This is a genomic window from Streptomyces sp. NPDC002513, assembly GCF_053595355.1.
This window is the reverse complement of record NZ_JBSFXK010000037.1, coordinates 1-21,788: the sequence shown is the minus strand read 5'-3', so window position 1 is coordinate 21,788 and position 21,788 is coordinate 1. Positions and strand designations below refer to the sequence as shown.

At 70.2% G+C, this 21,788-nt stretch carries 22 protein-coding genes, 1 tRNA gene and 1 pseudogene; 14 read left to right on the top strand and 10 right to left on the bottom strand.

Annotated elements, in window-relative coordinates:
• The first annotated feature begins 169 nt into the window (after positions 1-169).
• From nhaA to ACWD5Q_RS22945, 4 genes are all read left to right on the top strand, one after another.
• Entirely contained in the window at positions 170-1,609 is a 1,440-nt protein-coding gene (gene nhaA / locus ACWD5Q_RS22960) for a Na+/H+ antiporter NhaA (RefSeq protein ID WP_451428896.1), read from the top strand.
• 131 nt (positions 1,610-1,740) lie between these two features.
• Positions 1,741-2,220, top strand: a complete 480-nt coding sequence (locus ACWD5Q_RS22955) for a phage holin family protein (protein ID WP_451428895.1) — start codon at positions 1,741-1,743, stop codon at positions 2,218-2,220.
• Positions 2,217-3,167 (top strand): alpha/beta fold hydrolase, encoded by a 951-nt coding sequence (locus ACWD5Q_RS22950; RefSeq protein ID WP_451428894.1) that lies wholly within the window; start codon positions 2,217-2,219, stop codon positions 3,165-3,167. The genes ACWD5Q_RS22955 and ACWD5Q_RS22950 overlap by 4 nt, the downstream gene beginning before the upstream one ends.
• Before the next feature lie 265 nt (positions 3,168-3,432).
• Positions 3,433-3,612: a hypothetical protein gene (locus ACWD5Q_RS22945; protein WP_451428893.1), complete on the top strand. Its 180-nt coding sequence runs from the start codon at positions 3,433-3,435 to the stop codon at positions 3,610-3,612.
• 39 nt (positions 3,613-3,651) lie between these two features.
• Here ACWD5Q_RS22945 and ACWD5Q_RS22940 read toward each other — a convergent pair whose 3' ends face one another.
• From ACWD5Q_RS22940 to nth, 3 genes are all read right to left on the bottom strand, one after another.
• Positions 3,652-4,851, bottom strand: a complete 1,200-nt coding sequence (locus tag ACWD5Q_RS22940; protein ID WP_451428892.1) for a MarP family serine protease — start codon at positions 4,849-4,851, stop codon at positions 3,652-3,654.
• A 120-nt stretch (positions 4,852-4,971) separates the two neighbouring features.
• Positions 4,972-5,658 (bottom strand): NUDIX hydrolase, encoded by a 687-nt coding sequence (locus ACWD5Q_RS22935; protein WP_451428891.1) that lies wholly within the window; start codon positions 5,656-5,658, stop codon positions 4,972-4,974.
• A 163-nt stretch (positions 5,659-5,821) separates the two neighbouring features.
• Positions 5,822-6,958 (bottom strand): endonuclease III, encoded by a 1,137-nt coding sequence (nth, locus tag ACWD5Q_RS22930; protein WP_451428933.1) that lies wholly within the window; start codon positions 6,956-6,958, stop codon positions 5,822-5,824.
• Positions 6,959-7,209: 251 nt separating this feature from the next.
• Here nth and ACWD5Q_RS22925 point away from each other — a divergent pair, with 251 nt between their 5' ends.
• Both ACWD5Q_RS22925 and ACWD5Q_RS22920 read left to right on the top strand, forming a co-directional pair.
• Complete coding sequence (locus ACWD5Q_RS22925; RefSeq protein WP_311694886.1) at positions 7,210-7,884, top strand: Crp/Fnr family transcriptional regulator; 675 nt, start codon at positions 7,210-7,212, stop codon at positions 7,882-7,884.
• A 97-nt stretch (positions 7,885-7,981) separates the two neighbouring features.
• Positions 7,982-8,191 (top strand): annotated as a pseudogene (locus tag ACWD5Q_RS22920) (nucleotidyltransferase); the annotation flags it as partial.
• Between the two features lie 25 nt (positions 8,192-8,216).
• Here the strand turns inward: ACWD5Q_RS22920 and ACWD5Q_RS22915 are convergent.
• From ACWD5Q_RS22915 to ACWD5Q_RS22900, 4 genes are all read right to left on the bottom strand, one after another.
• Complete coding sequence (locus ACWD5Q_RS22915; protein WP_451428890.1) at positions 8,217-9,047, bottom strand: MBL fold metallo-hydrolase; 831 nt, start codon at positions 9,045-9,047, stop codon at positions 8,217-8,219.
• A 25-nt stretch (positions 9,048-9,072) separates the two neighbouring features.
• Positions 9,073-9,942: an NUDIX hydrolase gene (locus ACWD5Q_RS22910; protein ID WP_451428889.1), complete on the bottom strand. Its 870-nt coding sequence runs from the start codon at positions 9,940-9,942 to the stop codon at positions 9,073-9,075.
• A gap of 160 nt (positions 9,943-10,102) precedes the next feature.
• Positions 10,103-10,570, bottom strand: a complete 468-nt coding sequence (locus tag ACWD5Q_RS22905) for a RidA family protein (RefSeq protein WP_451428888.1) — start codon at positions 10,568-10,570, stop codon at positions 10,103-10,105.
• A complete protein-coding gene (locus ACWD5Q_RS22900) occupies positions 10,567-10,728 on the bottom strand; it encodes a DUF4177 domain-containing protein (protein WP_003975360.1) in 162 nt (53 codons plus the stop codon). The genes ACWD5Q_RS22905 and ACWD5Q_RS22900 overlap by 4 nt, the downstream gene beginning before the upstream one ends.
• 137 nt (positions 10,729-10,865) lie before the next feature.
• Between ACWD5Q_RS22900 and ACWD5Q_RS22895 the strand changes: the two genes are divergently transcribed.
• Positions 10,866-11,843, top strand: coding sequence for an ArsA family ATPase (locus tag ACWD5Q_RS22895; RefSeq protein ID WP_451428887.1), 978 nt, complete (start codon positions 10,866-10,868; stop codon positions 11,841-11,843).
• Positions 11,840-13,315 (top strand): ArsA family ATPase, encoded by a 1,476-nt coding sequence (locus ACWD5Q_RS22890; protein WP_451428886.1) that lies wholly within the window; start codon positions 11,840-11,842, stop codon positions 13,313-13,315. Before ACWD5Q_RS22895 ends, ACWD5Q_RS22890 begins: the two co-directional genes overlap by 4 nt.
• A 344-nt stretch (positions 13,316-13,659) precedes the next feature.
• Here ACWD5Q_RS22890 and ACWD5Q_RS22885 read toward each other — a convergent pair whose 3' ends face one another.
• The gene (locus tag ACWD5Q_RS22885; RefSeq protein ID WP_451428932.1) at positions 13,660-13,998 is read right to left on the bottom strand and encodes a WhiB family transcriptional regulator; all 339 of its coding nucleotides are present in this window, start codon (positions 13,996-13,998) and stop codon (positions 13,660-13,662) included.
• A gap of 409 nt (positions 13,999-14,407) precedes the next feature.
• Between ACWD5Q_RS22885 and ACWD5Q_RS22880 the strand changes: the two genes are divergently transcribed.
• On the top strand, positions 14,408-16,675 hold the full coding sequence (locus ACWD5Q_RS22880) for a transglycosylase domain-containing protein (RefSeq protein WP_451428885.1): 2,268 nt from the start codon (positions 14,408-14,410) through the stop codon (positions 16,673-16,675).
• 130 nt (positions 16,676-16,805) lie between these two features.
• On the opposite strand, the gene ACWD5Q_RS22875 is transcribed toward ACWD5Q_RS22880, so the two are convergent.
• The gene (locus ACWD5Q_RS22875; protein WP_451428884.1) at positions 16,806-17,273 is read right to left on the bottom strand and encodes a GatB/YqeY domain-containing protein; all 468 of its coding nucleotides are present in this window, start codon (positions 17,271-17,273) and stop codon (positions 16,806-16,808) included.
• A 129-nt stretch (positions 17,274-17,402) separates the two neighbouring features.
• Here ACWD5Q_RS22875 and ACWD5Q_RS22870 point away from each other — a divergent pair, with 129 nt between their 5' ends.
• From ACWD5Q_RS22870 to ACWD5Q_RS22860, 3 genes are all read left to right on the top strand, one after another.
• Complete coding sequence (locus ACWD5Q_RS22870) at positions 17,403-18,329, top strand: metallophosphoesterase (RefSeq protein WP_451428883.1); 927 nt, start codon at positions 17,403-17,405, stop codon at positions 18,327-18,329.
• Positions 18,330-18,459: 130 nt separating this feature from the next.
• Complete coding sequence (locus ACWD5Q_RS22865; RefSeq protein WP_451428882.1) at positions 18,460-19,230, top strand: Pr6Pr family membrane protein; 771 nt, start codon at positions 18,460-18,462, stop codon at positions 19,228-19,230.
• Positions 19,231-19,278: 48 nt separating this feature from the next.
• A tRNA-Pro gene (locus tag ACWD5Q_RS22860) sits at positions 19,279-19,352 on the top strand.
• 148 nt (positions 19,353-19,500) lie between these two features.
• Here ACWD5Q_RS22860 and ACWD5Q_RS22855 read toward each other — a convergent pair.
• Entirely contained in the window at positions 19,501-20,472 is a 972-nt protein-coding gene (locus tag ACWD5Q_RS22855; protein WP_351925797.1) for a magnesium transporter CorA family protein, read from the bottom strand.
• Positions 20,473-20,820: 348 nt separating this feature from the next.
• Between ACWD5Q_RS22855 and ACWD5Q_RS22850 the strand changes: the two genes are divergently transcribed.
• A complete protein-coding gene (locus tag ACWD5Q_RS22850) occupies positions 20,821-21,381 on the top strand; it encodes a DUF5994 family protein (RefSeq protein ID WP_351925799.1) in 561 nt (186 codons plus the stop codon).
• Between the two features lie 4 nt (positions 21,382-21,385).
• Complete coding sequence (locus ACWD5Q_RS22845) at positions 21,386-21,610, top strand: hypothetical protein (protein ID WP_351925801.1); 225 nt, start codon at positions 21,386-21,388, stop codon at positions 21,608-21,610.
• Positions 21,611-21,788: the final 178 nt, after the last annotated feature.

Below are 21,788 nucleotides of genomic sequence, written 5' to 3'. Positions count from 1 at the left end.
CCCTCGCTCCTCTCAGCCCGCCCGTCCCGCCGATCCGAAAGGTCGACTCGCGATCGTAAGGACCGGGTAAAATACTCAAGTCAAGGTGTGCCGGGAAGTCTGGTCGGCGAACCGCCGCGCGTTTTCGTGACGGCGGTCAGTCAGCCGTACCCGACCGGAGGTTTCCATCGTGGCCGCGCCTCGCACCCGTACCCGCACGTTCCTCGGACGGCTCTCCCTGCCCGAGCGGACGTTCGTCGCGAACGCGCTGCGCACCGAGACGGTCGGTGGTGTGCTGCTCCTCCTGGCCGCGGTCGCCGCGCTGGTCTGGGCGAACATACCCGCGCTGCAGGGCAGCTACGAGAGTGTGCGCCATTACCACATCGGGCCCGCCGCCCTCGGCCTCGACCTGTCCCTTCAGCACTGGGCCGCCGACGGGCTCCTCGCGATCTTCTTCTTCGTCGCCGGGATCGAACTCAAGCGCGAACTGGTCGCCGGCGATCTACGGGATCCCCGTGCGGCCGTGCTCCCCGTCGTCGCCGCGCTCTGCGGGATGGCCGCGCCCGCGGCCGTCTACACCCTCACCAACGCCGCGGGCGGCGGATCGTTCGCCGGCTGGGCGGTCCCCACGGCCACCGACATCGCCTTCGCGCTCGCGGTCCTCGCGGTCATCGGCACCTCACTGCCGTCCGCGCTGCGCGCGTTCCTGCTCACGCTGGCCGTCGTCGACGACCTGTTCGCCATCCTGATCATCGCGGTCTTCTTCACGGACCGCCTGAACCTCGCGGCCCTCGGCGGCGCCTTCGCCGGCCTCGCCGTGTTCTGGGTGCTGCTGCGCAAGGGCGTGCGCGGCTGGTACGTGTACGTCCCGCTCGCGCTGGTCATCTGGGGGCTGATGTACAACAGCGGTGTCCACGCCACCATCGCCGGCGTCGCCATGGGGCTCATGCTGCGCTGCCACCGCCACGAGGGCGAGGAGCACTCCCCCGGCGAGCACATGGAACATCTCGTACGGCCCCTGTCGGCCGGTCTCGCGGTTCCGCTGTTCGCCCTGCTGAGCGCGGGCGTCGCGGTCTCGGGCGGAGCCCTTGGGGATGTGTTCGCCAAGCCGGAGACGCTCGGCGTCGTACTGGGCCTGGTCGTCGGCAAGACGGTCGGCATCTTCGGCGGGACATGGCTCACGGTCCGCTTCACCCGGGCCTCGCTCAGCGAGGGCCTCGCCTGGGCCGATGTGTTCGCCGTGGCCTCCCTGGCCGGTATCGGCTTCACCGTCTCCCTGCTCATCGACGAACTCGCGTTCGACGGCGATCCGGCGCTCGCGGACGAGGTCAAGGCCGCCGTCCTCGTCGGGTCGCTGATCGCGGCCGTGTGTGCGACCGCGCTGCTGAAGGTCCGCAACGCCAAGTACCGCGCCCTGTGCGCGGAGGAGGAGCGCGACGACGACATGGACGGCGTCCCCGACGTCTACGAGGAGGGCGACCCGGCCTACCACCTGCGCATGGCCGAGATCCACGAGCGCAAGGCCGCCGAGCACCGCAGGCGCGCCGCGCTCGGCACCGCCGCGAGCGGGACGCCGGCCGGGCCCGGAACGGCCCACCCGTCCGAAACCCGCGACCACTGGCCGAGTTGAGACCGCAACGGCACGCCGGCCGAAGTGACGGGCAGGGCAAGCGGACAGAACGGCCGTCCGGCATGATCTGACACATCCACACCACTCCGCAGTACGGGCGGAGTAGCCACGCAGAGAGCAGGGAGACCGCGATGAGCGCACCCGACGGCAGCCCGGTCGGCGCCGAACGCAGCATCGGCCAGCTGTTCGCCTCGGCGACGACCGAATTGTCCGCACTGGTGCACGACGAGATCGCGCTGGCGAAGGCTCAGCTCAAACGGGACGTCAAGCGAGGTGCGACGAGCGGGGGCGCGTTCTCCGGCGCGGGCGCCGTGCTGCTGTTCTCCCTGCCGATGCTGAACTTCGCACTGGCCTACGGGATCCGGACCTGGAGTGGCTGGAACCTGGCCGTCTGCTTCCTGCTCTCCTTCGCCGCGAACGTGGTGGTCGCGGGGCTCCTCGCCCTCATCGGCCTGGTGTTCGCCAAAAAGGCCAAGAAGGGCAAGGGCCCGCAGAAGGTCGCCGCGTCGATGAAGGAGTCCGCGGGCGTCCTGCAGCACGCCAAGCCGCACCCGCGTCAGCCGCAGCCGACCGGCAAGGCGGCCGAAGCTGTGGCACGCTCGTCCTCATGACGGACCCCGCCACCCATTCGGCGCAAGCCACCTCGGTCGTACGGCTCGACGTGCCCGGCGGGAAAGAGGTGACGCACCGGGACGTCGCGGCCAACGGCGCGCGCTTTCACATCGCGGAGCTGGGCGACGGGCCCCTGGTCCTGCTTCTGCACGGCTTCCCGCAGTTCTGGTGGGCCTGGCGGCACCAGTTGGTGGCGCTCGCCGAGGCGGGCTTCCGCGCCGTGGCGATGGATCTGCGCGGAGTCGGCGGCAGTGACCGTACGCCGCGCGGCTACGACCCCGCGAACCTGGCGCTCGACATCACCGGGGTCGTGCGCTCCCTGGGCGAGCCCGACGCCGCACTCGTCGGCCACGACCTGGGCGGATACCTGGCCTGGACGGCGGCCGCCATGCGTCCCAAGCTTGTGAGGCGGCTCGTCGTCTCCTCGATGCCGCATCCGCGGCGCTGGCGCTCGGCGATGCTCGGCGACGTCAAGCAGACGGCCGCGAGTTCCTACATCTGGGGCTTCCAGCGGCCCTGGATCCCCGAGCGCCGGCTGACCGCCGACGACGGCGCCCTGGTCGGCCGGCTCATCCGGGACTGGTCGGGGCCGCGGCTGCCGGACGACGAGGCCGTGGAGGCCTACCGGCGCGCCATGTGCATTCCCTCGACGGCGCACTGCTCCGTGGAGCCGTACCGCTGGATGGTGCGCTCCCTGGCCCGGCCCGACGGCGTTCAGTTCAACCGGCGTATGAAGCGGCCCGTTCGGGTCCCGACCCTCCATCTGCACGGCTCGCTGGACCCCGTCATGCGCACCAGGAGCGCGGCCGGATCGGGCCAGTACGTCGAGGCGCCGTACCGCTGGCGGCTGTTCGACGGGCTGGGCCACTTCCCGCACGAGGAGGACCCGGTGATGTTCTCCTCCGAGCTGATCAACTGGCTCAAGGACCCCGAGCCCGACCGCTGACCCGTCACCGCCCACGCGGGAACCGGCCGGCCCAAGGGCCGTGGGACCGAAGGCCGCGAGCCTGAAGACCATCGGACCGAAGTCCGTCGGACCGACCAGTGACCGCTTCACCGCACGCGCCCTCGCCCCGTTCGGTGACCGTACACATGCGGCCGGTGCCCGGGCGGGAACGGCTGTTCCAGGACCGGCCACATGCCCGCCGCATAGGCCAATTGGAGCCCCGCAAGGCGGTTATCGACCATGGGGCAGGGGCAGACGTCGGGGTATGGGCTGGACGCACGACTACAGTGACGCAGCACGCGACCACCGCTCGGCCACCGCGCCGGGCTCCCACCAAAGGGGCGCTCCGCGGCTGCGGAGCACGGACCCCCGGGTGGGGATCCCGCACATTCTGCGCCGCCGGGCCCGCTGGGTCTCGGTACGGCTGCGCCACCCACGCGGCTGATCGGGCGGCCCCGGAGGCGGCCCGCCCCGCCCTCCGGTGTCACAGCGCGCAGCTGTCGCTGTCCACCTGCTGGTTCGCCGTACGCCCCTTGGCGATGTCCTCCCGGACCTCGTCCGCGGTGAGTGCGTACCCGGTCTCGGCGTCGTCGAGGGACTTGGCGAAGACCACCCCGTAGACCTTGCCCTCGGGGGTCAGCAGCGGGCCGCCGGAGTTTCCCTGGCGGACGGTCGCGTACAGCGAGTACACATCGCGGCGGACCGTGCCCCGGTGGTAGATGTCCGGGCCGTTGGCCGTGATACGGCCCCGGATCCGCGCGGGCTGGACGTTGTACGACCCGTTCTCCGGGAAGCCGGCCACGATCGCGCTGCTGCCGCCGGACGCCTCGGCGGAGGTGAACTGCAGCGCCGGCGCCCGCAGGTCCGGCACGTCGAGTACGGCGATGTCGCGCCGCCAGTCGTAGAGCACGACCTTGGCGTCGTACCTCCTGCCCTCGCCGCCTATCTGGACGGTGGGCTCGTCGACGCCGCCGACCACGTGCGCGTTGGTCATGACACGGCGATCGCCGAAGACGAAGCCGGTGCCTTCGAGGACCTTGCCGCAGCTCTGTGCGGTGCCCACGACCTTGACGACGGAGCGCTGCGCGCGTGTGGCGACCATGCTTCTCGCGAGGGCCGGGTCGGGAGGCTGGACCTCGGTGATGGGTTCGTTCACGAACGGACTGAAGACCTGCGGGAAGCCGTTCTGCGCGAGCACCGAGGAGAAGTCCGCGAACCAGGTGTCCGCCTGCGCGGGCAGGGCGCGGGAGACCCCGAGGAGCACCTTGGAGCCGCGTACCTCCTTGCCGAGCGTCGGCAGCGTCGTACCGGCGAGGGCGGAGCCGATCAGCCAGGCGACCAGGAGCATCGCCACCACGTTGACGAGCGCACCGCCCGTGGCGTCCAGGGCGCGGGCCGGGGACCAGGTGATGTACCGGCGCAGCTTGTTGCCCAGATGGGTGGTCAGGGCCTGGCCGACGGAGGCGCAGACGATCACCACCACGACGGCGACCACCGCGGCGGTCGTGCTCACCTTGGCGCCGTCGGTGGCGCTGTCCCAGATGACCGGGAGCAGGTAGACCGCGACGAGACCGCCGCCCAGAAAGCCGATCACCGAGAGGATGCCGACGACGAAGCCCTGGCGATAGCCCACAATCGCGAACCACACGGCGGCGACCAGCAACAGGATGTCCAGCACGTTCACTGCTTGTAGCCTCGCCTCATCGCTTTCCGGTCGCCGTCGTCCGGCCTGAGGGCCGGTCCGTCGCGCAGCGGCAGCGGGGCACAGCGTCCCCCGGAAGACCACAGCACGGAGGCCACCTTGTCATGAGCGCCAGTCGAGCGGGACCTGCTTGTCGCGGTCCCAGGGGCGCTCCCAGCCCGCGAAGTGCAGCAGGCGGTCGATGACTCCGGCGGTGAAACCCCAGACAAGGGCGGATTCGACCAGGAATGCCGGACCCCGGTGGCCGCTCGGGTGCACCGTGGTGGCTCTGTTGGCCGGGTCCGTGAGATCCGCCACGGAGACGGTGAAGACCCGCGCCGTCTCGTTCGGATCGACGGCTCCCACCGGGCTTCTCTCGCGCCACCAGCCGAGGACGGGCGTCACGACGAAGCCGCTCACCGGGATGTAGAGCTTGGGCAGCACGCCGAAGAGCTGGACACCCCGCGGGTCGAGCCCGGTCTCCTCCTCGGCCTCGCGGAGAGCGGCCCGCAGCGGCCCCTCGGTCTTCGGGTCGCCGTCCTCGGGGTCGAGGGCGCCACCGGGGAACGCGGGCTGCCCGGCGTGCGAGCGCAGCGAGCTGGCACGCTCCATCAGCAGCAGCTCCGGGCCGCGGTCGCCCTCACCGAAGAGGATCAGCACGGCAGACTGGCGCCCCGCACCGTCCTTCGGCGGAAGAAAACGGCTGAGTTGGAGCGGCTCGACGGTCCGGGTGACCCGCACGACCGGGTCGAGCCAGCCGGGCAGGCCCTCCGTGTTCAGCCGCAGCCACCCGCTGTCCGTGCCGCTCATGTGGTCCGTATCGCTCGCGTGCGTCATCGCCACCCCCGTTCTGCCCATCCCAACGCCCGTGGGACCACGGATCGTTCCGCACGTCCCTCGTGTGGGTGTCCCGTCACCCGGTCCACAGGGCAACACCCCTTGCCCGGGGCGCGCACCGGGCCGTGTGCGCGCCTCACCCGGCCCCCAGCGGCGGTGCCGGGATGCCGCCCGCGTCCAGGTAGGCCTGCGGTGGCTTCAATCGCTGCCCCGGGAAGCCGCCCTTCTCGTACTTCAGGAGCTTCTTCGCCTTCTCCGGGTCGGTCTCTCCCTCGCCGTACGCGGGGCAGAGCGGGGCGATCGGGCAGGCGCCGCAGGCCGGCTTACGGGCGTGGCAGATGCGGCGGCCGTGGAAGATCACATGGTGCGAGAGCATCGTCCACTCGCTCTTCGGGAAAAGCGAGCCGACAGCCGCCTCGATCTTGTCCGGATCCGTCTCGTCGGTCCACTGCCAGCGGCGGACGAGCCGCTGGAAGTGCGTGTCGACGGTGATGCCGGGGCGGCCGAAAGCGTTGCCCAGCACCACGAAGGCGGTCTTGCGGCCGACGCCGGGCAGTTTGACGAGATCCTCCAGCCGACCGGGGACCTCACCGCCGAACTCCTCCACCAGCGCCTTGGAGAGCCCTATCACCGACCTGGTCTTGGCCCGGAAGAAGCCCGTCGGGCGCAGGATCTCCTCGATCTCCTCGGGGTTGGCCGCCGCGAGGTCCTCGGGGGTGGGGTACCTGGCGAAGAGCGTCGGGGTGGTCTGGTTCACCCGCAGATCGGTGGTCTGCGCCGACAGGACCGTCGCGATGATCAGCTGGAACGGGTTCTCGAAGTCCAGTTCCGGGTGGGCGTACGGGTACACCTCGGCGAGCTCGCGGTTGATCCGGCGGGCGCGGCGGACGAGGGCGGTCCGGGTCTCGTTCCCGGGAGGCTTCGGGGCGACGGTCCTGGCGGGAGCCACGTTCTCGACGGCGATGGTGGCCTTCGTGGAGACGGCCTCGGCGTGCGCCGCCTTCCTGGCCGGCTTCTTCGCGGCCTTCACGGGCGCCGTCTTCTTGGCGGCGGTCTTCACGGGCGCCGTCTTCTTGGCAGCGGTCTTCCCGGAGGCAGCCGTCTTGGCGGCAGCTGTCCTGGCAGCGGACTTCCCGGAGGTGGCCTTCCCGGCAGGCGTCTGGGCAGGCGTCGTCGGCCCCTGCTCCGCAGGCGCCGATTTCTCACGCTTTTCCGTTTTTCTTCTGCTCGCGGAGCCCTGTTCGCCCACAGCGGAATCACGACGTGCAACCACCCGTCCAGCCCCCTTGACCTGTGCTCTCACCGGCGATTTGGACACCCGGCCAGCCTAAGGCCCTGCGCCGACATCCGTCCCGAAGCCAGTGGATCAGCCCCCGATTGGACCCCTGCCGCATACCCCGGCACATCAGTGCGGCATCCTTGTGACAGATCACACTGTTTGGACCGTCCGGCAAAATGGGGAACACGGTCCCCTGGTATCCGGGGGAGCAAGATCCCCTGAGCAGGTCGACAAGGAGAGAACTCGTGGACGACGTTCTGCGGCGCGCCCCGCTCTTCGCGGCGCTCGATGACGAGCAGGCCGCGGAGCTCCGCGCCTCCATGAGTGAGGTGACCCTCGCCCGCGGTGACTCGCTGTTCCACGAGGGCGACCCCGGCGACCGCCTGTACGTGGTCATGGACGGCAAGGTCAAGCTTCACCGCACCTCCCCCGACGGGCGCGAGAACATGCTGGCGGTGCTCGGCCCCGGTGAGCTGATCGGCGAGCTGTCGCTGTTCGACCCGGGTCCGCGTACGGCGACGGCCACCGCGCTGACCGAGGTCAAGCTGCTGGGCCTGGGCCACGGCGACCTCCAGCCGTGGCTCAACGCGCGGCCCGAGGTGGCCGCGGCGCTGCTGCGCGCGGTGGCCCGGCGACTTCGCAAGACCAACGACCAGATGTCCGACCTGGTCTTCTCCGATGTGCCCGGCCGTGTGGCCCGCGCGCTACTGGACCTCTCGCGCCGGTTCGGCGTGCAGTCCGAAGAGGGCATCCACGTGGTGCACGACCTCACCCAGGAGGAGCTGGCCCAGCTGGTCGGCGCCTCGCGTGAGACCGTGAACAAGGCCCTGGCGGACTTCGCCCAGCGCGGCTGGCTCCGGCTGGAGGCGCGCGCGGTGATCCTGCTGGACGTGGAGCGGCTGGCCAAGCGGTCCCGCTGACGCCCGGCCCCGGCCGTACGACTGGGCCCCGCGCTCCGAGGAGAGACACCTCCGAGGAGACGGGGCCCGCTGCCGTTGCCGGAGGTGCCGGGATTTTCGGGATCTCGGGGAGCGGCTCGACAGGGAGTTCCCGCAGACCGACGGTGCCGGCACGCTGCTGTTCAGCCGTGCGCGGCTGCTGAGCGACCTGGAGACGTACAACCTGGGGTGGTTCGTCGCCTGCCCGTGTACGCCGCTGCTGGGCGAGGACCTCGCCGGCCGCCTGCCCCGCTACCGGCCCGGCTCCCGCCTCACCCGCGAGACCGACATCGAAGCACCCCGCTCCCGGGCGCTCAGATCAGGCCGTGTTCCCTGAGATACTCCAGCTGCGCCCGTACCGACAGCGTGGCCGCCGGCCACAGGGAACGGTCCACGTCCGCGTACACATGGGCCACGATCTCGGCCGGCGTGCGGTGGCCGTCCTCGACCGCCGTCTCGACCTGCGCGAGGCGGTGGGCCCGGTGGGCGAGGTAGTACTCGACGGCGCCCTGGGCGTCCTCCAGGACGGGCCCGTGGCCGGGGAGCACGGTGTGGACGCCGTCGTCGACCGTGAGCGACCGCAGACGGCGCAGGGAGTCCAGATAGTCCCCCAGGCGGCCGTCCGGGTGCGCCACGACCGTCGTGCCGCGGCCCAGGACGGTGTCACCGGTCAGGACGGCCCGGTCGGCCGGGAGATGGAAGCACAGGGAGTCGGCGGTGTGGCCCGGCGTCGGCACGACGCGCAGTTCGAGGCCGCCCACGGTGACCACGTCACCGTGCCCGAGCCCCTCGTCGCCGAGCCGGAGCGCCGGGTCCAGGGCACGCACCTTGGTGCGCGTCAGTTCGGCGAACCGTGCGGCACCCTCCGCATGATCGGGGTGACCGTGCGTGAGCAGGGTGAGCGCGATCCGTCTGCCCGCCTTCTCCGCCGTCTCGATCACCTGGCGCAGATGCCCGTCGTCGAGCGGGCCGGGGTCGATCACCACCGCCAGCTCGGAGTCGGGCTCGGCGACTATCCAGGTATTGGTGCCGTCCAGGGTCATCGCCGACGCGTTGGGGGCGAGGACGTTCACGGCGCGTGTGGTCGCGGGACCGGAGAGGACCCCGCCGCGCGGCTGGCCGGGGAGTGCTACGGCGTCCGTCATGCGGGGGAACCCTCCGTCGCGCGGGTCATGCGGGTGCTCCACCCGTCGGGATGTGCTGGGTGAACTCGTCGTGGCCGGGCCAGACCAGCACGACCCGGCCGTCCTCCAGATGGGCCCGGGCCACCACCGGGGCCAGATCGCGGCCGGGCGCGGCCGTCAGCGCGTCGGCGGCAGTGGCGTACGGCACCAACTGGCGCAGGGTCGCGATGGTGGGCGGCATCATCAGCAGCTCGCCCTCGTCGTACGAGGCTGCCGCGTCGTGGGGGCGGATCCAGACGGTGCGGTCGGCCTCCGTGGAGACGTTGCGGGTGCGCTGCCCCTCGGGGAGGGCGGCCACGAAGAACCAGGTGTCGTAGCGGCGAGGCTCGAACTCGGGGGTGATCCAGCGGGTCCACGCGCCGAGCAGGTCGGAGCGCAGCACCAGTCCCCGGCGGTCGAGGAACTCGGCGAACGACAGGTCCCGGGCGACCAGGCAGGCGCGGTCCGCCTCCCAGTCCGCGCCCGTGGTGTCCCCGACGACCGTCTCCGGGGTGGGACCGGCGAGCAGGACGCCGGCCTCCTCGTACGTCTCCCGAACGGCGGCGCAGACGATGGCCTGGGCGTCCGACTCGTCGACGCCGAGGCGGTCCGCCCACCACGCGCGCGTGGGGCCCGCCCAGCCGATCCGGCGGTCGTGGTCGCGCGGGTCGACACCGCCGCCCGGGTAGGCGTACGCGCCCGCGGCGAAGGCCATGGAGGCGCTTCTGCGCAGCATGTGCACGGCGGGGGCACCGTCGGTGTCCCTCAGCAGCATGACGGTGGCCGCGCGCTTGGGGGTGACCGGGGTGAGCGTGCCCTCCGCGAGCGCGCGGATCCGCGACGGCCACTCCGGTGGAAACCACTGCCCATTCGCCATGGGCGGAGGCTATCCCTAAGTGCGCGGATGTTCGAGGGGCACTGATCGCCGCTCCCGGGCGGGCCACCGGCCGCACCCCGGGGAACCACGGCCGCACCGGCCGTACCCCGGGGAGTCACGGCCGGACGGCGTCGTCGCAGGTCGCGATGTCAGCGGGCGGTCACGCCTGCGTCAGCTCCACCTGGATCTCCACCTCGACCGGTGCGTCCAGCGGAAGGACCGCCACGCCGACCGCGCTGCGGGCGTGCACGCCCTTGTCGCCGAGGACCTCGCCCAGCAGCTCGCTCGCACCGTTGACGACGCCCGGCTGGCCCGTGAAGTCCGCGGCCGACGCCACGAAGCCGACGACCTTCACCACGCGCGCGATGCGGTCCAGGTCACCCGTGACGGACTTGACGGCGGCGAGCGCGTTCAGCGCGCACGTGCGGGCCAGGTTCTTGGCCTCCTCGGCGGTGACCTCGGCGCCGACCTTGCCGGTCACCGGGAGCGTGCCGTCCACCATCGGAAGCTGGCCGGAGGTGTACACGTACACCCCGGACCGCACGGCGGGCTGGTAGGCGGCCAGCGGCGGCACGACGTCCGGGAGGGTCAGTCCGAGTTCGGTGATCCGGGACTCGACCGCGCTCATGCCTGCTTCTCCCGCTTCAGGTAGGCCACCAGCTGCTCGGGGTTGTTCGGCCCGGGCACGACCTGGACGAGCTCCCAGCCGTCCTCGCCCCAGGTGTCCAGAATCTGCTTCGTGGCGTGGACGAGCAGTGGCACGGTTGCGTATTCCCACTTGGTCATGGGCCGACTGTAGCCGCTGCGGCGACCGGGTCATGCGGCCGACCGGCCCGGTCACGGCCCGGCGTGCGGCCGACTGTGACCTGCGTTGTCCACAGCCTCCCGCGTAGCCCGCGCGCGGACTGGTTAGGCTCGAAGACGTGAGCAGGCTCCAGGTCGTCAGCGGCAAGGGCGGGACCGGAAAGACCACGGTCGCCGCGGCACTCGCGCTCGCCCTCGCGACCGAGGGCAAGCGCACTCTTCTCGTCGAGGTCGAGGGCAGACAAGGCATCGCGCAACTCTTCGAGACGGAGGCGCTTCCGTACGAGGAGCGCAAGATCGCCGTGGCGCCCGGCGGCGGCGAGGTCTACGCGCTGGCCATCGATCCCGAACTGGCCCTTCTGGACTACCTCCAGATGTTCTACAAGCTGGGCGGCGCGGGACGGGCCCTGAAGAAGCTCGGCGCCATCGACTTCGCCACCACCATCGCGCCCGGTCTGAGGGACGTGCTCCTCACCGGCAAGGCGTGCGAGGCCGTCCGCAGGAAGGACAGAAGCGGCCGGTTCGCGTACGACTACGTGGTGATGGACGCACCCCCCACCGGACGCATCACCCGGTTCCTGAACGTGAACGACGAGGTGGCGGGCCTCGCCAAGATCGGCCCGATACACAATCAGGCCCAGGCGGTGATGCGGGTGCTGAAGTCCCCGGAGACGGCCGTGCACATGGTGGCGCTCCTGGAGGAGATGCCCGTCCAGGAGACAGCGGACGGGATCACCGAACTGCGCGCCGCGAACCTGCCGGTGGGCAGGGTGATCGTGAACATGGTGCGCCCCGCGGTCCTGGACGAGTCGGAGCTGGACCTCTTGCACGCCGTGCCGCGGACGTCCCTCGCCAAGGCCCTGTCGGGTGCCGGGCTCGGCGGTGCGCGCCGCGGCGGGCTCGCGGAGCGGCTGGTGGACCCGCTGCTCCAGCAGGCCGACGAGTACGAGGAGCGCTTCGCCCTGGAGCGCGAGCAGCGCGCCGTGCTCACGGACCTCGGCCTGCCGCTGCACGAACTGCCGCTGCTCGCCGAGGGAATGGACCTGGCGGGCCTGTACGAACTGGCCACGGAACTGCGTCAGCAAGGGATCTCATGAGTCAGGACCCGGCCCCTCCGCACGACGACGAGGCCCCCACCACCGAGGGGGCCTCCGCCACCCGTACGGCTTCCGCCGAGGAGTCCTCCACGGCCGACACGCCCTCCGCGAGCGGTGCCGCCTCCGCGGCGGACCCGGCGCTGCCCCACGACCCGGGCTCTGCGCGCGCGTTGAAGCACGTGCCCACCCTGGAGATCGACCCGCTCCTCGACGACCCGGACACCCGCATCGTCGTGTGCTGCGGCTCCGGCGGCGTCGGCAAGACGACCACAGCGGCGGCCCTGGGGCTGCGCGCGGCCGAGCGCGGCCGCAAGGTGGTCGTGCTCACCATCGACCCGGCCCGTCGGCTCGCCCAGTCGATGGGCATCGACGCGCTGGACAACAGCCCGCGGCGGGTGAAGGGCATCGAGGACACCGCGGGCGGCGAACTGCACGCCATGATGCTCGACATGAAGCGCACCTTCGACGAGATCGTCGAGGCGCACGCGGACCCGGACCGGGCGGCCGCCATCCTGGGCAACCCCTTCTACCAGTCGCTCTCGGCGGGCTTCGCGGGCACGCAGGAGTACATGGCGATGGAGAAGCTGGGGCAGCTGCGCGCGCGGGACGAGTGGGACCTCATCGTCGTCGACACACCCCCCTCACGCTCCGCCCTGGACTTCCTGGACGCCCCCAAACGGCTCGGGTCCTTCCTGGACGGCAAGCTCATCCGGGTCCTGATGGCTCCCGCGAAGGTGGGCGGCCGCGCGGGGATGAAGTTCCTCAACGTCGGGATGTCGATGATGACCGGCGTCCTGGGGAAGCTGCTCGGGGGTCAGCTCCTGAAGGACGTCCAGACGTTCGTGGCCGCCATGGACACCATGTTCGGCGGGTTCCGCACACGCGCGGACGCCACGTACAAGCTGCTGCAGGCGCCGGGCACGGCGTTCCTGGTGGTGGCAGCTCCGGAACGGGACGCGCTGCGCGAGGCCGCGTACTTCGTGGAGCGTCTGGCCGCCGAGGACATGCCGCTGGCCGGCCTGGTCCTCAACCGGGTGCACGGCAGCGGCGCCGCCGATCTGTCGGCCGAGCGGGCCCTCGCCGCCGCCGAAAATCTTGAAGATCCCCGCATTGTGGATCAGCAGGACGGGAAAGCTGGACTTCGTAACTCTTCCGACACGTACGGCAGTTCAGACTCCCCCTCATCCGACGCGCCGGTTCCCGATGCAGGCTCCCCCGCCTCCACAGACCAGGACCGAAGCGTCGAGCAACTGACCCAGGGCCTGCTCCGACTGCATGCCGAACGCATGCAGCTGCTCTCCCGTGAACAGCGCACGCGTGACCGTTTCACCGCCCGTCATCCCGAGGTGGCCGTGGCGGAGGTGGCCGCGCTGCCCGGCGACGTCCACGACCTCGTAGGGCTACGGAACATCGGGGACCGCCTCGCGGCCAACCGGCCGGAGCGCCCCGAGGAGCGCGAGACGCGCGCGTAGGGGCTCCCGGGTACCTGCCCTGCTCCGGGGCCGCCCGTATGCCCGCGACGGCACAGCACGGCCGCACCCCGGGCACGCCTCTCGAGGCCGTGGCCGACGAGGGGCTCCACCTCCTCAAGGCCATGCCCCCCAAAAAACCCTCAACGGCCATGCCGCAACCGCTCAAGGGCACACCGGAGACACGGCCGGCCACCCGCCCGGCAAGGACCCACAAGAGCCCGGCAAGGCCCCGCAAGAACCTGCCGGCCCTACGCGACAGCGATCCACCAGCCGGCGAACCACCCGCTCCCCCACCCCGGCAGCCCCCTCAGACGGCGGGCCGTCACGCCCCGCCGTGAGCGACCTCAGCCCACCGCCGCGTAGCTCTCGTACGCTTCTTCCTCGTCGAGGGGCAGCAGGCCCGCTCCACGCTCGTACTCCGTACGAGCGGTCTCCAGCAGGCGCCGCCACGAGGTGACGGTCGGCCGCCGGCGCAGCAGCGCGCGGCGCTCCCGCTCCGTCATGCCACCCCACACGCCGAATTCGACGCGATTGTCCAGCGCGTCGGCCAGGCACTCCGTGCGTACCGGGCATCCGGTGCACACCGCCTTGGCCCTGTTCTGCGCTGCTCCTTGAACGAACAGTTCATCCGGATCGGTAGTGCGGCAGGCCGCCTGCGCACTCCAGTCGGTTACCCAGCCCATACCGGCGCCGTCCTCTCCCGAATCGAGGCTCCCCCACGGCGGCAGCGGCATATTCACCGCCGCCAGTTGAGGACGTTACGGAAGGTAGGCACAGCGCAACACCCCCAGCGGGCCCAATCTTGAATGGTCCGAACGGACTATGGGTAAACGGCAGATCACCCGGGGGAGTGAGCTGGCGACATGCGCGACTTTCGGGACAAACCTGCACAGTTCAGCTGCGTCACAACGGACGCCTGATGACACACAAGGCGGATTCGGACACGCACCCGACCAAAAAATCGGGGGAACACCGGAACGATTCGGGGTCGCCGGACGTACTTGATACGTGGCCCTGCTGCTGTGACAGTTGAGAGCAGCTTAGGCCAAGGCCTAGACGCGTGTCCGGCGAATGAGAACGTAGGCTGCCCTCATGCCAAAGAAGCGCTCGGGCGGGGGAGTGTCCCCTGTGCAGCAGGCCGCCAAGTTCCTCGGAGTGAGTGTGCTCGCCGGGGCGGTGATGGCCGGCATCGCGCTGCCCGCCGCGGGCGCGCTCGGACTCGCGGCCAAGGGGTCGGTCCAGGGATTCGACGACATCCCGTCCAACCTGAAGAGCCCCCAGCTCAGTCAGCGCACCACGATTCTGGACAGCCAGGGCGGCCAGATCGCCACGGTCTACTCCCGTGACCGCACGGTGGTGGACCTCAAGGACATCTCGCCGTACATGCAGAAGGCGATCGTCGCGATCGAGGACTCGCGGTTCTACCAGCACGGCGCGATCGACCTGAAGGGCGTCCTGCGCGCGCTGAACCAGAACGCGCAGAGCGGGGGAGTGTCCCAGGGCGCCTCCACACTCACACAGCAACTCGTGAAGAACTACTTCGTGGAGGAGGCCGGCGACGACCCGACGAAGGTCGCCCAGGCCACCCAGCAGACCCTCGGCCGCAAGGTCCGCGAGCTGAAGTACGCGATCCAGATCGAGCAGAAGCTCGGCAAGAAGAAGATCCTCGAGAACTACCTGAACATCACGTTCTTCGGCCAGCAGGCCTACGGCGTGGAGGCGGCCTCCGAGCGCTACTTCTCCAAGCATGCCAAGGACCTCAACCTCCAGGAGGCCGCGCTCCTCGCGGGCCTCGTCCAGTCCCCCACCCGGTACGACCCGGTGAACGACGAGGCGGAGGCCAAGAAGCGGCGCAACGTGGTGCTGCAGCGCATGGCCGACGTGCACGACATCTCCCAGGCCGAGGCCGACAGCGCCAAGAAGACGGGCCTCGGGCTGAATGTGAGCGAGCCGAAGAACGGCTGTATCACGGCGGTCAAGGGCGCGGGCTTCTTCTGCGACTACGTCCGCGAGGTGTTCCTGAACAACCCGGTGTTCGGCAAGAGCAAGGCCGACCGGGCGCAGATCTGGAACCGCGGCGGTCTGACGATCCGTACGACACTGGACCCGCAGGCCCAGGAGTCGGTGGAGCAGTCGGTCAAGGACCACGTCAACAAGAGCGACGAGGTGGCCACGGCCGCGACCATCGTCGAGCCCGGCACCGGAAGAATCCTCGCGATGGGCCAGTCCCGTCCGTACGGCTTCGGCAAGAACGAGACGCAGATCAACCTCTCGGTGGACAAGGACATGGGCGGCGGCGCGGGCTACCAGCCCGGTTCGACGTTCAAGCCGATCGTGGCCGCGGCCGCCATAGAGGGCGGCAAGCCGGCGACGCAGGAGTACCCCTCGCCGTACGAGATGGACTATCCGAGCCCCGTGGCGGCCTGCGACGGCAAGCAGTGGGTGAACACGGAGAACGCCAAGCTCACGAACGAGAACGAGTCGGAGCACGGCCCGTACGGCATGAAGGAGGCGACCGCCAAGTCGGTCAACACCTACTACGTGGAGCTGATCGGCGACATCGGCATCTGCCCGGTGATCGACATGGCCAAGAAGATGGGCGTGAACCGGGCGGACGGGCTGAAGATCGACCAGGCTCCGTCGATCGCCCTCGGCACCCAGGAGATGTCGCCGCTGACGATGGCGAGCGCGTACGCGACGTTCGCCGACCGCGGCACGTACTGCACACCGGTCGCCATCGAGTCGATCACGCAGACCGTCGGCAACCAGAAGAAGTCGCTGACCGTCCCGAAGACGGCGTGCTCGCGCGCGATGTCGGAGACCACCGCCGACACGATCAACACGATCCTCAAGGGCGTGGTCGAGGACGGCACGGGTACGCAGGCCGGCCTCGGCAGCCGCCCCAGCGCGGGCAAGACCGGTACGACGGACTTCCGCTACGCGGCCTGGTTCGTCGGCTACACGCCGAACATGGCGGGCGCGGTCTGGGTCGGCGACCCGGCGCACAAGCGGCGCATGGTCGACATCACCATCGGCGGTACCCCCTACGCCAAGGTCTACGGCGGCCAGGTCCCGGGGCCGATCTGGCGCGACATGATGACGGGCGCGCTGGCGGGCAAGCCGGTCGAGAACTTCAACCTCGTCGACATCCCCGAGAGCAACAGCGACAAGGGACAGGGCGACGGCAACGGGAACGGCAACGGCAACGGCGGGCAGGGCACGGGCGGACTGATCGGCGGCCCGGACACCGGAGGGGCCAACGGCGGCAGGTTCCCGTCGCCCTCCTTCTCCCTCCCGGGGGGCTTGATCCAGGGCACCGGAAACGGAAGGAACGGGCACGGCGGCGGGCAGCGAGGCTAACCCCGCTCAGGACCGCGGAAGACTCCGTCTCCCCCGCGGTCCGGCACACCGTCCCCTACGACGACGGGGGCGCCCCTCCGGCCGAGGGGCGCCCCCGCTGTCGTACGCGCCGGGACAGGGGGTGGGCCGGTCAGCTCCCCGCGAGGAGCTGCTTGACCACGGCGGCGACGCGTCCGCCCTCCGCCAGGCCCGCGACCTTCGGGTTCACGATCTTCATGACCTGGCCCATGGCGCGCGGACCCTCGGCGCCCGCCGCCTTCGCCTCCGCCACGGCCTGGGCGACGATCTGTCGCAGCTCGTCGTCGGACAGCTGCTTGGGCAGGTACGTGGCGAGCACCTCGCCCTCCGCCTTCTCCCGCTCGGCCTGCTCGGCGCGCCCGCCCTGCGCGAAGGCGTCGGCGGCCTCGCGGCGCTTCTTCGCCTCCCGGGTGATCACCTTGGTGACCTCGTCGTCGGAGAGCTCGCGCTTCTCCTTGCCCGCGACCTCCTCCTTGGTGATCGCGGCGAGCGTCAGCCGGAGCGTCGAGGAGCGGAGCTCGTCGCGCCCCTTGATCGCGGCGTTGAGGTCTTCCTGCAGCTTCGACTTGAGCGTGGTCATGGCTCCGATTGTCGCAGGTGTGACGGGACTCCCGCCCCATGATTTCCGGTGGCGTGTGGGTGTTCTGGGAGTCCTCCCTTTGTCCACAGGCCGGCGCGTGGCGTGCCGTGGTTCTGACACGATGGTCGTATGCGCGCGCGATACGAAGTGCCCCTGGGAATCACGGCGGTGGCCGCCGCCGGACTGCTGTACTCGGCCGGGTTCGAGGCCCGTTCCTTCCGGCTGCGCCGGGTGACGGTCCCGGTGCTGCCGCCGGGGGCACGTCCGCTGCGTGTGCTCCAGGTCTCCGACATCCACATGGTGAGCGGACAGCGGAAGAAGCAGCGCTGGCTGCGCTCACTGGCGGGACTGCGTCCCGACTTCGTGATCAACACCGGGGACAACCTCTCCGACCCCGAGGGCGTGCCGGAGGTGCTGGACGCACTGGGCCCGCTGATGGAGTTCCCGGGGGCGTACGTCTTCGGGTCGAACGACTACTACGGCCCCCGACTCCGCAACCCCGCCCGCTACTTGCTGGAGAAGTCCGGGGGAAAGCACGGTCTGAACGGCAATCGGCCCGTGGTCGGAGCCGTCCACAACCCCTGGGAGAACCTGCGGGACGGCTTCGACGCGGCGGGCTGGCTGAACCTGACGAACACGCGGGGGACGCTGAAGGTCGAGGGCCTGGAGATCGAGCTGACCGGCCTGGACGACCCGCACATCAAGCGCGACCGCTATGCGCGGGTGGCGGGCGGCCCCTCCGCGTCGGCCGACTTCTCGATGGGCGTGGTGCATGCGCCGTACCTGCGCAGCCTGGACGCGTTCACGGCGGACGGCTACCCGCTGATCCTCGCCGGCCACACCCACGGCGGCCAGCTGTGCATCCCCTTCTACGGCGCCCTGGTCACCAACTGCGACCTGGACACGGGCCGGGCGAAGGGCCTGTCCCGGCACACGGCGGAGGGCCGCACGTCCTATCTGCACGTGTCGGCGGGCTGCGGGACGAACCGCTACACCCGGGTACGGTTCGCATGCCCGCCGGAGGTGACCCTGCTGACGCTGGTGGGCAGGGGGTAGCGAGGAGACACCGGCGGGCAGGGTGAGCGGAGCCGGCGCGCACACGGGCAGGGGGCGACGCCGGCCCACGCCGTAACCCGCCCGGACCACCCATATCGCCCGCTTTGCCCGATCTGCTTAGCGTAGGGACATGATCGGGCCGATCCCCAAGGACATCCCGGACCTCCCCGCGGTACCGGGCGTGCCGACCGTGTTGCCGTCCGCCGTTCCCGCCACCGCCGTGGTGACCCCCGTACACCGCCCGAAGGCGGGCATCTACCGCCTGCTGGTGGCCCTGACCGCGGTCGCCGCAGTGGCCGTGGACCTGCGCCTGGGCAGCCCGGCGCGGGTGCTGAGCCACTTCACGATCCAGGCCAACCTGCTGCTCGCGGTCGTCTTCACCCTGTCGGCCTGGCGAGCACGGACGGCCCAGCGGCCGCTCCCCGCGCTGGTGACCGGCGGCACGGTGTTCTACGTCCTGATCGCGGGCCTCGTCTACCACGTGCTCCTGGTGAACGAACCGGGCCCCTTCTCCCTGACCGGCCAGCCCGGCGCACACCCGCTCTGGCAGGCGCTCACGAACCAGATTCTGCACACACTGATCCCGGTCGCGGCCCTGCTCGACTGGCTGGCGCTGACGAGCCCGGCCCCGCTGAGCGTGCGGCAGGCGAGAACGTGGCTGCTGTACCCCCTGGCCTACCTGCTCTTCTCCCTGATCCGCGGGGAACGACTCCCACCAGGCTCCGCGGAGCGCTACCTCTACCCGTTCCTGGACGCGGGCCGGCTCGGCTACAGGAGCGTCCTCGCCAACGCACTCCTGCTCGGCCTCGCGTTCTTCGGCCTGGCCCTCCTCATGGTCGCCCTCGACCACATCCGCCCGGACCCCACCCGCCGCCTCTCGAAAACCGGATTTCGTCTCTAGCCGCCGGTGGGCTAAAGTAAACGTCGTCGCCGCAACAAGCAGTGACATCGGGGTGTAGCGCAGCTTGGCAGCGCGCTTCGTTCGGGACGAAGAGGTCGTGGGTTCAAATCCCGCCACCCCGACAGAGAAACACCAGGTCAGGCCCGGTGCTGAGAGATCAGCGCCGGGCCTGATTTGCTGTACGGCCCCGTTTTGGGAGCCATTTGGGAGCCGCCTTCAAGAAACCGGCTCCCAGGGCCCGTCTGTCGACGAGCACGCGGGAGCGTGTGGTCAGATCCAGTCCCCATGCTTGAAGGCGAAGTACAGCGTCAGAGAGACGACGATGACGGCGCTGGAAACGATGAATCCCGACTGGTGTCCGAAGCCGGGGTAGGGAAGGTTCTGTCCGTAGAAGCCAGTGATCGCCGTGGGCACGGCGATGATCGCAGCCCAGCTCGTCACCTTCTTCATGATCAGGTTCATCCGGTTCGCCTGCACCGACAAGTTGGTCTCCATCACCGAGGCCACCAGGTCGCGCAGCGATTCCGTCCACTCGCCGGCACGCAGCACGTGGTCGTACACATCTCGGTAGTACGGCAGCAAGGGGCCGTCGACGACGTCGAGGTCGGGGCGCATGAGGGCGTTGACGACCTCTCGCATGGGCAGTACCACGCGACGGAGCCGGACCAGTGATTTCCCCAGGGCGTAGGACTGGCGCTGTACGGTCTGGATCTGTCGGCCGCCTTCGACGAAGAGCAGAGCGTCCAGTTCCTCGATACGTTCGTCGAGTTGCTGCACCGCGGCGAAGTGCCCGTCGACGACATGGTCGAGCAGGCCGTGGAGCAGAAAGGCGACCCCGTGTGCTGCCAGAGCCGGGGTACAGTCCCAGCGGGCGACCAGATCGTCGACGGCGAACGTGGGGTCCTTGCAGACGGTGAGCAGCGCCCGCGGCGTGAGGATGACCGCGAGCTCGCTCATCGTCAGTCCTGCGCCGTCCGGATCGACGGCGACCGCGTAGACACTGAGGAAGTGATGGGTGCGGTAGTTGTCGAGTTTCGCCCGCTGTCTCTCGTGCAGCGCGTTCTCGAGAGCTAGCTCGTGGAGACCGAGTTCCTTGCCGACCGCCGTGAACTCGGCGCGGTCCGGGCGGTACAGGTCCAACCAAACGGTCGAAGACCGGTCCACCAGATGCCGGGAGATGTCCCGGACCGGGAAGTCCTCCTCGACCAGGGAGCCGTCGCGGTACAGCCGAGTACGGGCCATGTCGCGCACCCCGCACCAGCGGAACATCAGCGGACACCACTACCGGACATCCACCCCGACGGGCGGCACCGCCTTGATCGCCTGTCTGCGGGATTCGGAGTCGCCGCCGAACACGGAACCTCGTCCTCTCACCGTAAGTCGTGCGCCGCCGCACCGGCTGCGCTCGCCGACGGTTCCGGACTCGTTGTCTCTCGGTGAAATGCCTGCTCATGCGCACGCTCCGGAGCCTCGGAGCGGCGTAGAGTGAAAGCACCGGGAGTATTTCGCACAACGGCCGCCATGTCGGTGTCGTTCCCGGCGAGCAGCAACACCGGCCTCCGAGAGGAGGCTCGGGGACAGGTCCGCGTCATGACCGCGACCATCGAACCTACGATCATCAAAGAGCGCCTGCCTTCGGCGCCGGCCCGGCTGTCCCTGACCCCGACCGGCTCGGTTCCAGGTCTTCTGGACGGTGCCTGGTGGCCCCGCTCCCATGATCTCTTCCGGGAGATCCCCACTCTGACGGACGCGCTGGACGCGTGCTGGGGCCGGATCACCCACGTCACCGTGAACCCGGCCCACTGGCCCGTCATCCCGCGCAAGGTCCCCGTCACGGGGCACACGGTGCATGTCGGCTGGTTCGCCGACGAGCAGGACCCGAACAAAGTGATGCTCTTCTCCTACACGGTGGGCCGCCTGGACCTGCTGGTGATCCCTCCGGAGACGGAGCCGGCCGCCGCCGCCCGGCTGATGGCAGCAGCAACCGATCCGGGACGTATCCGCACCGCCAGCGGTCTGATGGCCGACGAGGCCATCAGCCACGACGCGACAGAGGCTCGGATCCTGGAAGAGGAATGGGAGACCGACGGCGGAGCCGCTTCGGCGGCCGGAGCCGCGATCGGGATCTCGAGTTCCGCCCCGAGGAGGTGAGGACGTGGAGACCGCCGTCACCGTCGCCGTGATCATCTTCGCGATCATCGCGGGAATGTTCCTGATCCACCGGCTCAACGCGCAGCATGACGGAGGAATCGGGGCGTTCCGCTACAGCGACGCCCTCCCGGGAATCGGCCGACGGCCCCGTAAGAGCCCACGTGCCACCGTGCCGAAGGGTCCTCCCGCCGACGCCACACGCCGTGAGCATCGAGAGGGGAGCCGCTGATGACGCCGACCTGCTTCCAGCCAGGGTGGGGGTGGGGCGACGGCCGTCACACCCACCGGCGCGCCGCCCCTGATGCACGTCGTCCTTAGAACTCCTAACAAAGTGAGAGGTTGACCAGTCGGCGCCAGCAGATGATGCCGCAGGCCAGGCTGAGGAACGCTTCGTGGATGTCGTCGCG

Coding starts and splice junctions, on each gene's coding strand:
- ACWD5Q_RS22955 (WP_451428895.1), top strand. CDS start 1,741: ATGAGCGCACCCGACGGCAGCCCGGTCGGCGCCGAACGCAGCATCGGC.
- ACWD5Q_RS22950 (WP_451428894.1), top strand. CDS start 2,217: ATGACGGACCCCGCCACCCATTCGGCGCAAGCCACCTCGGTCGTACGG.
- ACWD5Q_RS22945 (WP_451428893.1), top strand. CDS start 3,433: ATGGGCTGGACGCACGACTACAGTGACGCAGCACGCGACCACCGCTCG.
- ACWD5Q_RS22935 (WP_451428891.1), bottom strand. CDS start 5,658: ATGAGCGGCACGGACAGCGGGTGGCTGCGGCTGAACACGGAGGGCCTG.
- ACWD5Q_RS22915 (WP_451428890.1), bottom strand. CDS start 9,047: ATGACGGACGCCGTAGCACTCCCCGGCCAGCCGCGCGGCGGGGTCCTC.
- ACWD5Q_RS22910 (WP_451428889.1), bottom strand. CDS start 9,942: ATGGCGAATGGGCAGTGGTTTCCACCGGAGTGGCCGTCGCGGATCCGC.
- ACWD5Q_RS22905 (WP_451428888.1), bottom strand. CDS start 10,570: ATGAGCGCGGTCGAGTCCCGGATCACCGAACTCGGACTGACCCTCCCG.
- ACWD5Q_RS22900 (WP_003975360.1), bottom strand. CDS start 10,728: ATGACCAAGTGGGAATACGCAACCGTGCCACTGCTCGTCCACGCCACG.
- ACWD5Q_RS22890 (WP_451428886.1), top strand. CDS start 11,840: ATGAGTCAGGACCCGGCCCCTCCGCACGACGACGAGGCCCCCACCACC.
- ACWD5Q_RS22885 (WP_451428932.1), bottom strand. CDS start 13,998: ATGGGCTGGGTAACCGACTGGAGTGCGCAGGCGGCCTGCCGCACTACC.
- ACWD5Q_RS22880 (WP_451428885.1), top strand. CDS start 14,408: ATGCCAAAGAAGCGCTCGGGCGGGGGAGTGTCCCCTGTGCAGCAGGCC.
- ACWD5Q_RS22875 (WP_451428884.1), bottom strand. CDS start 17,273: ATGACCACGCTCAAGTCGAAGCTGCAGGAAGACCTCAACGCCGCGATC.
- ACWD5Q_RS22870 (WP_451428883.1), top strand. CDS start 17,403: ATGCGCGCGCGATACGAAGTGCCCCTGGGAATCACGGCGGTGGCCGCC.
- ACWD5Q_RS22865 (WP_451428882.1), top strand. CDS start 18,460: ATGATCGGGCCGATCCCCAAGGACATCCCGGACCTCCCCGCGGTACCG.
- ACWD5Q_RS22855 (WP_351925797.1), bottom strand. CDS start 20,472: ATGGCCCGTACTCGGCTGTACCGCGACGGCTCCCTGGTCGAGGAGGAC.
- ACWD5Q_RS22850 (WP_351925799.1), top strand. CDS start 20,821: ATGACCGCGACCATCGAACCTACGATCATCAAAGAGCGCCTGCCTTCG.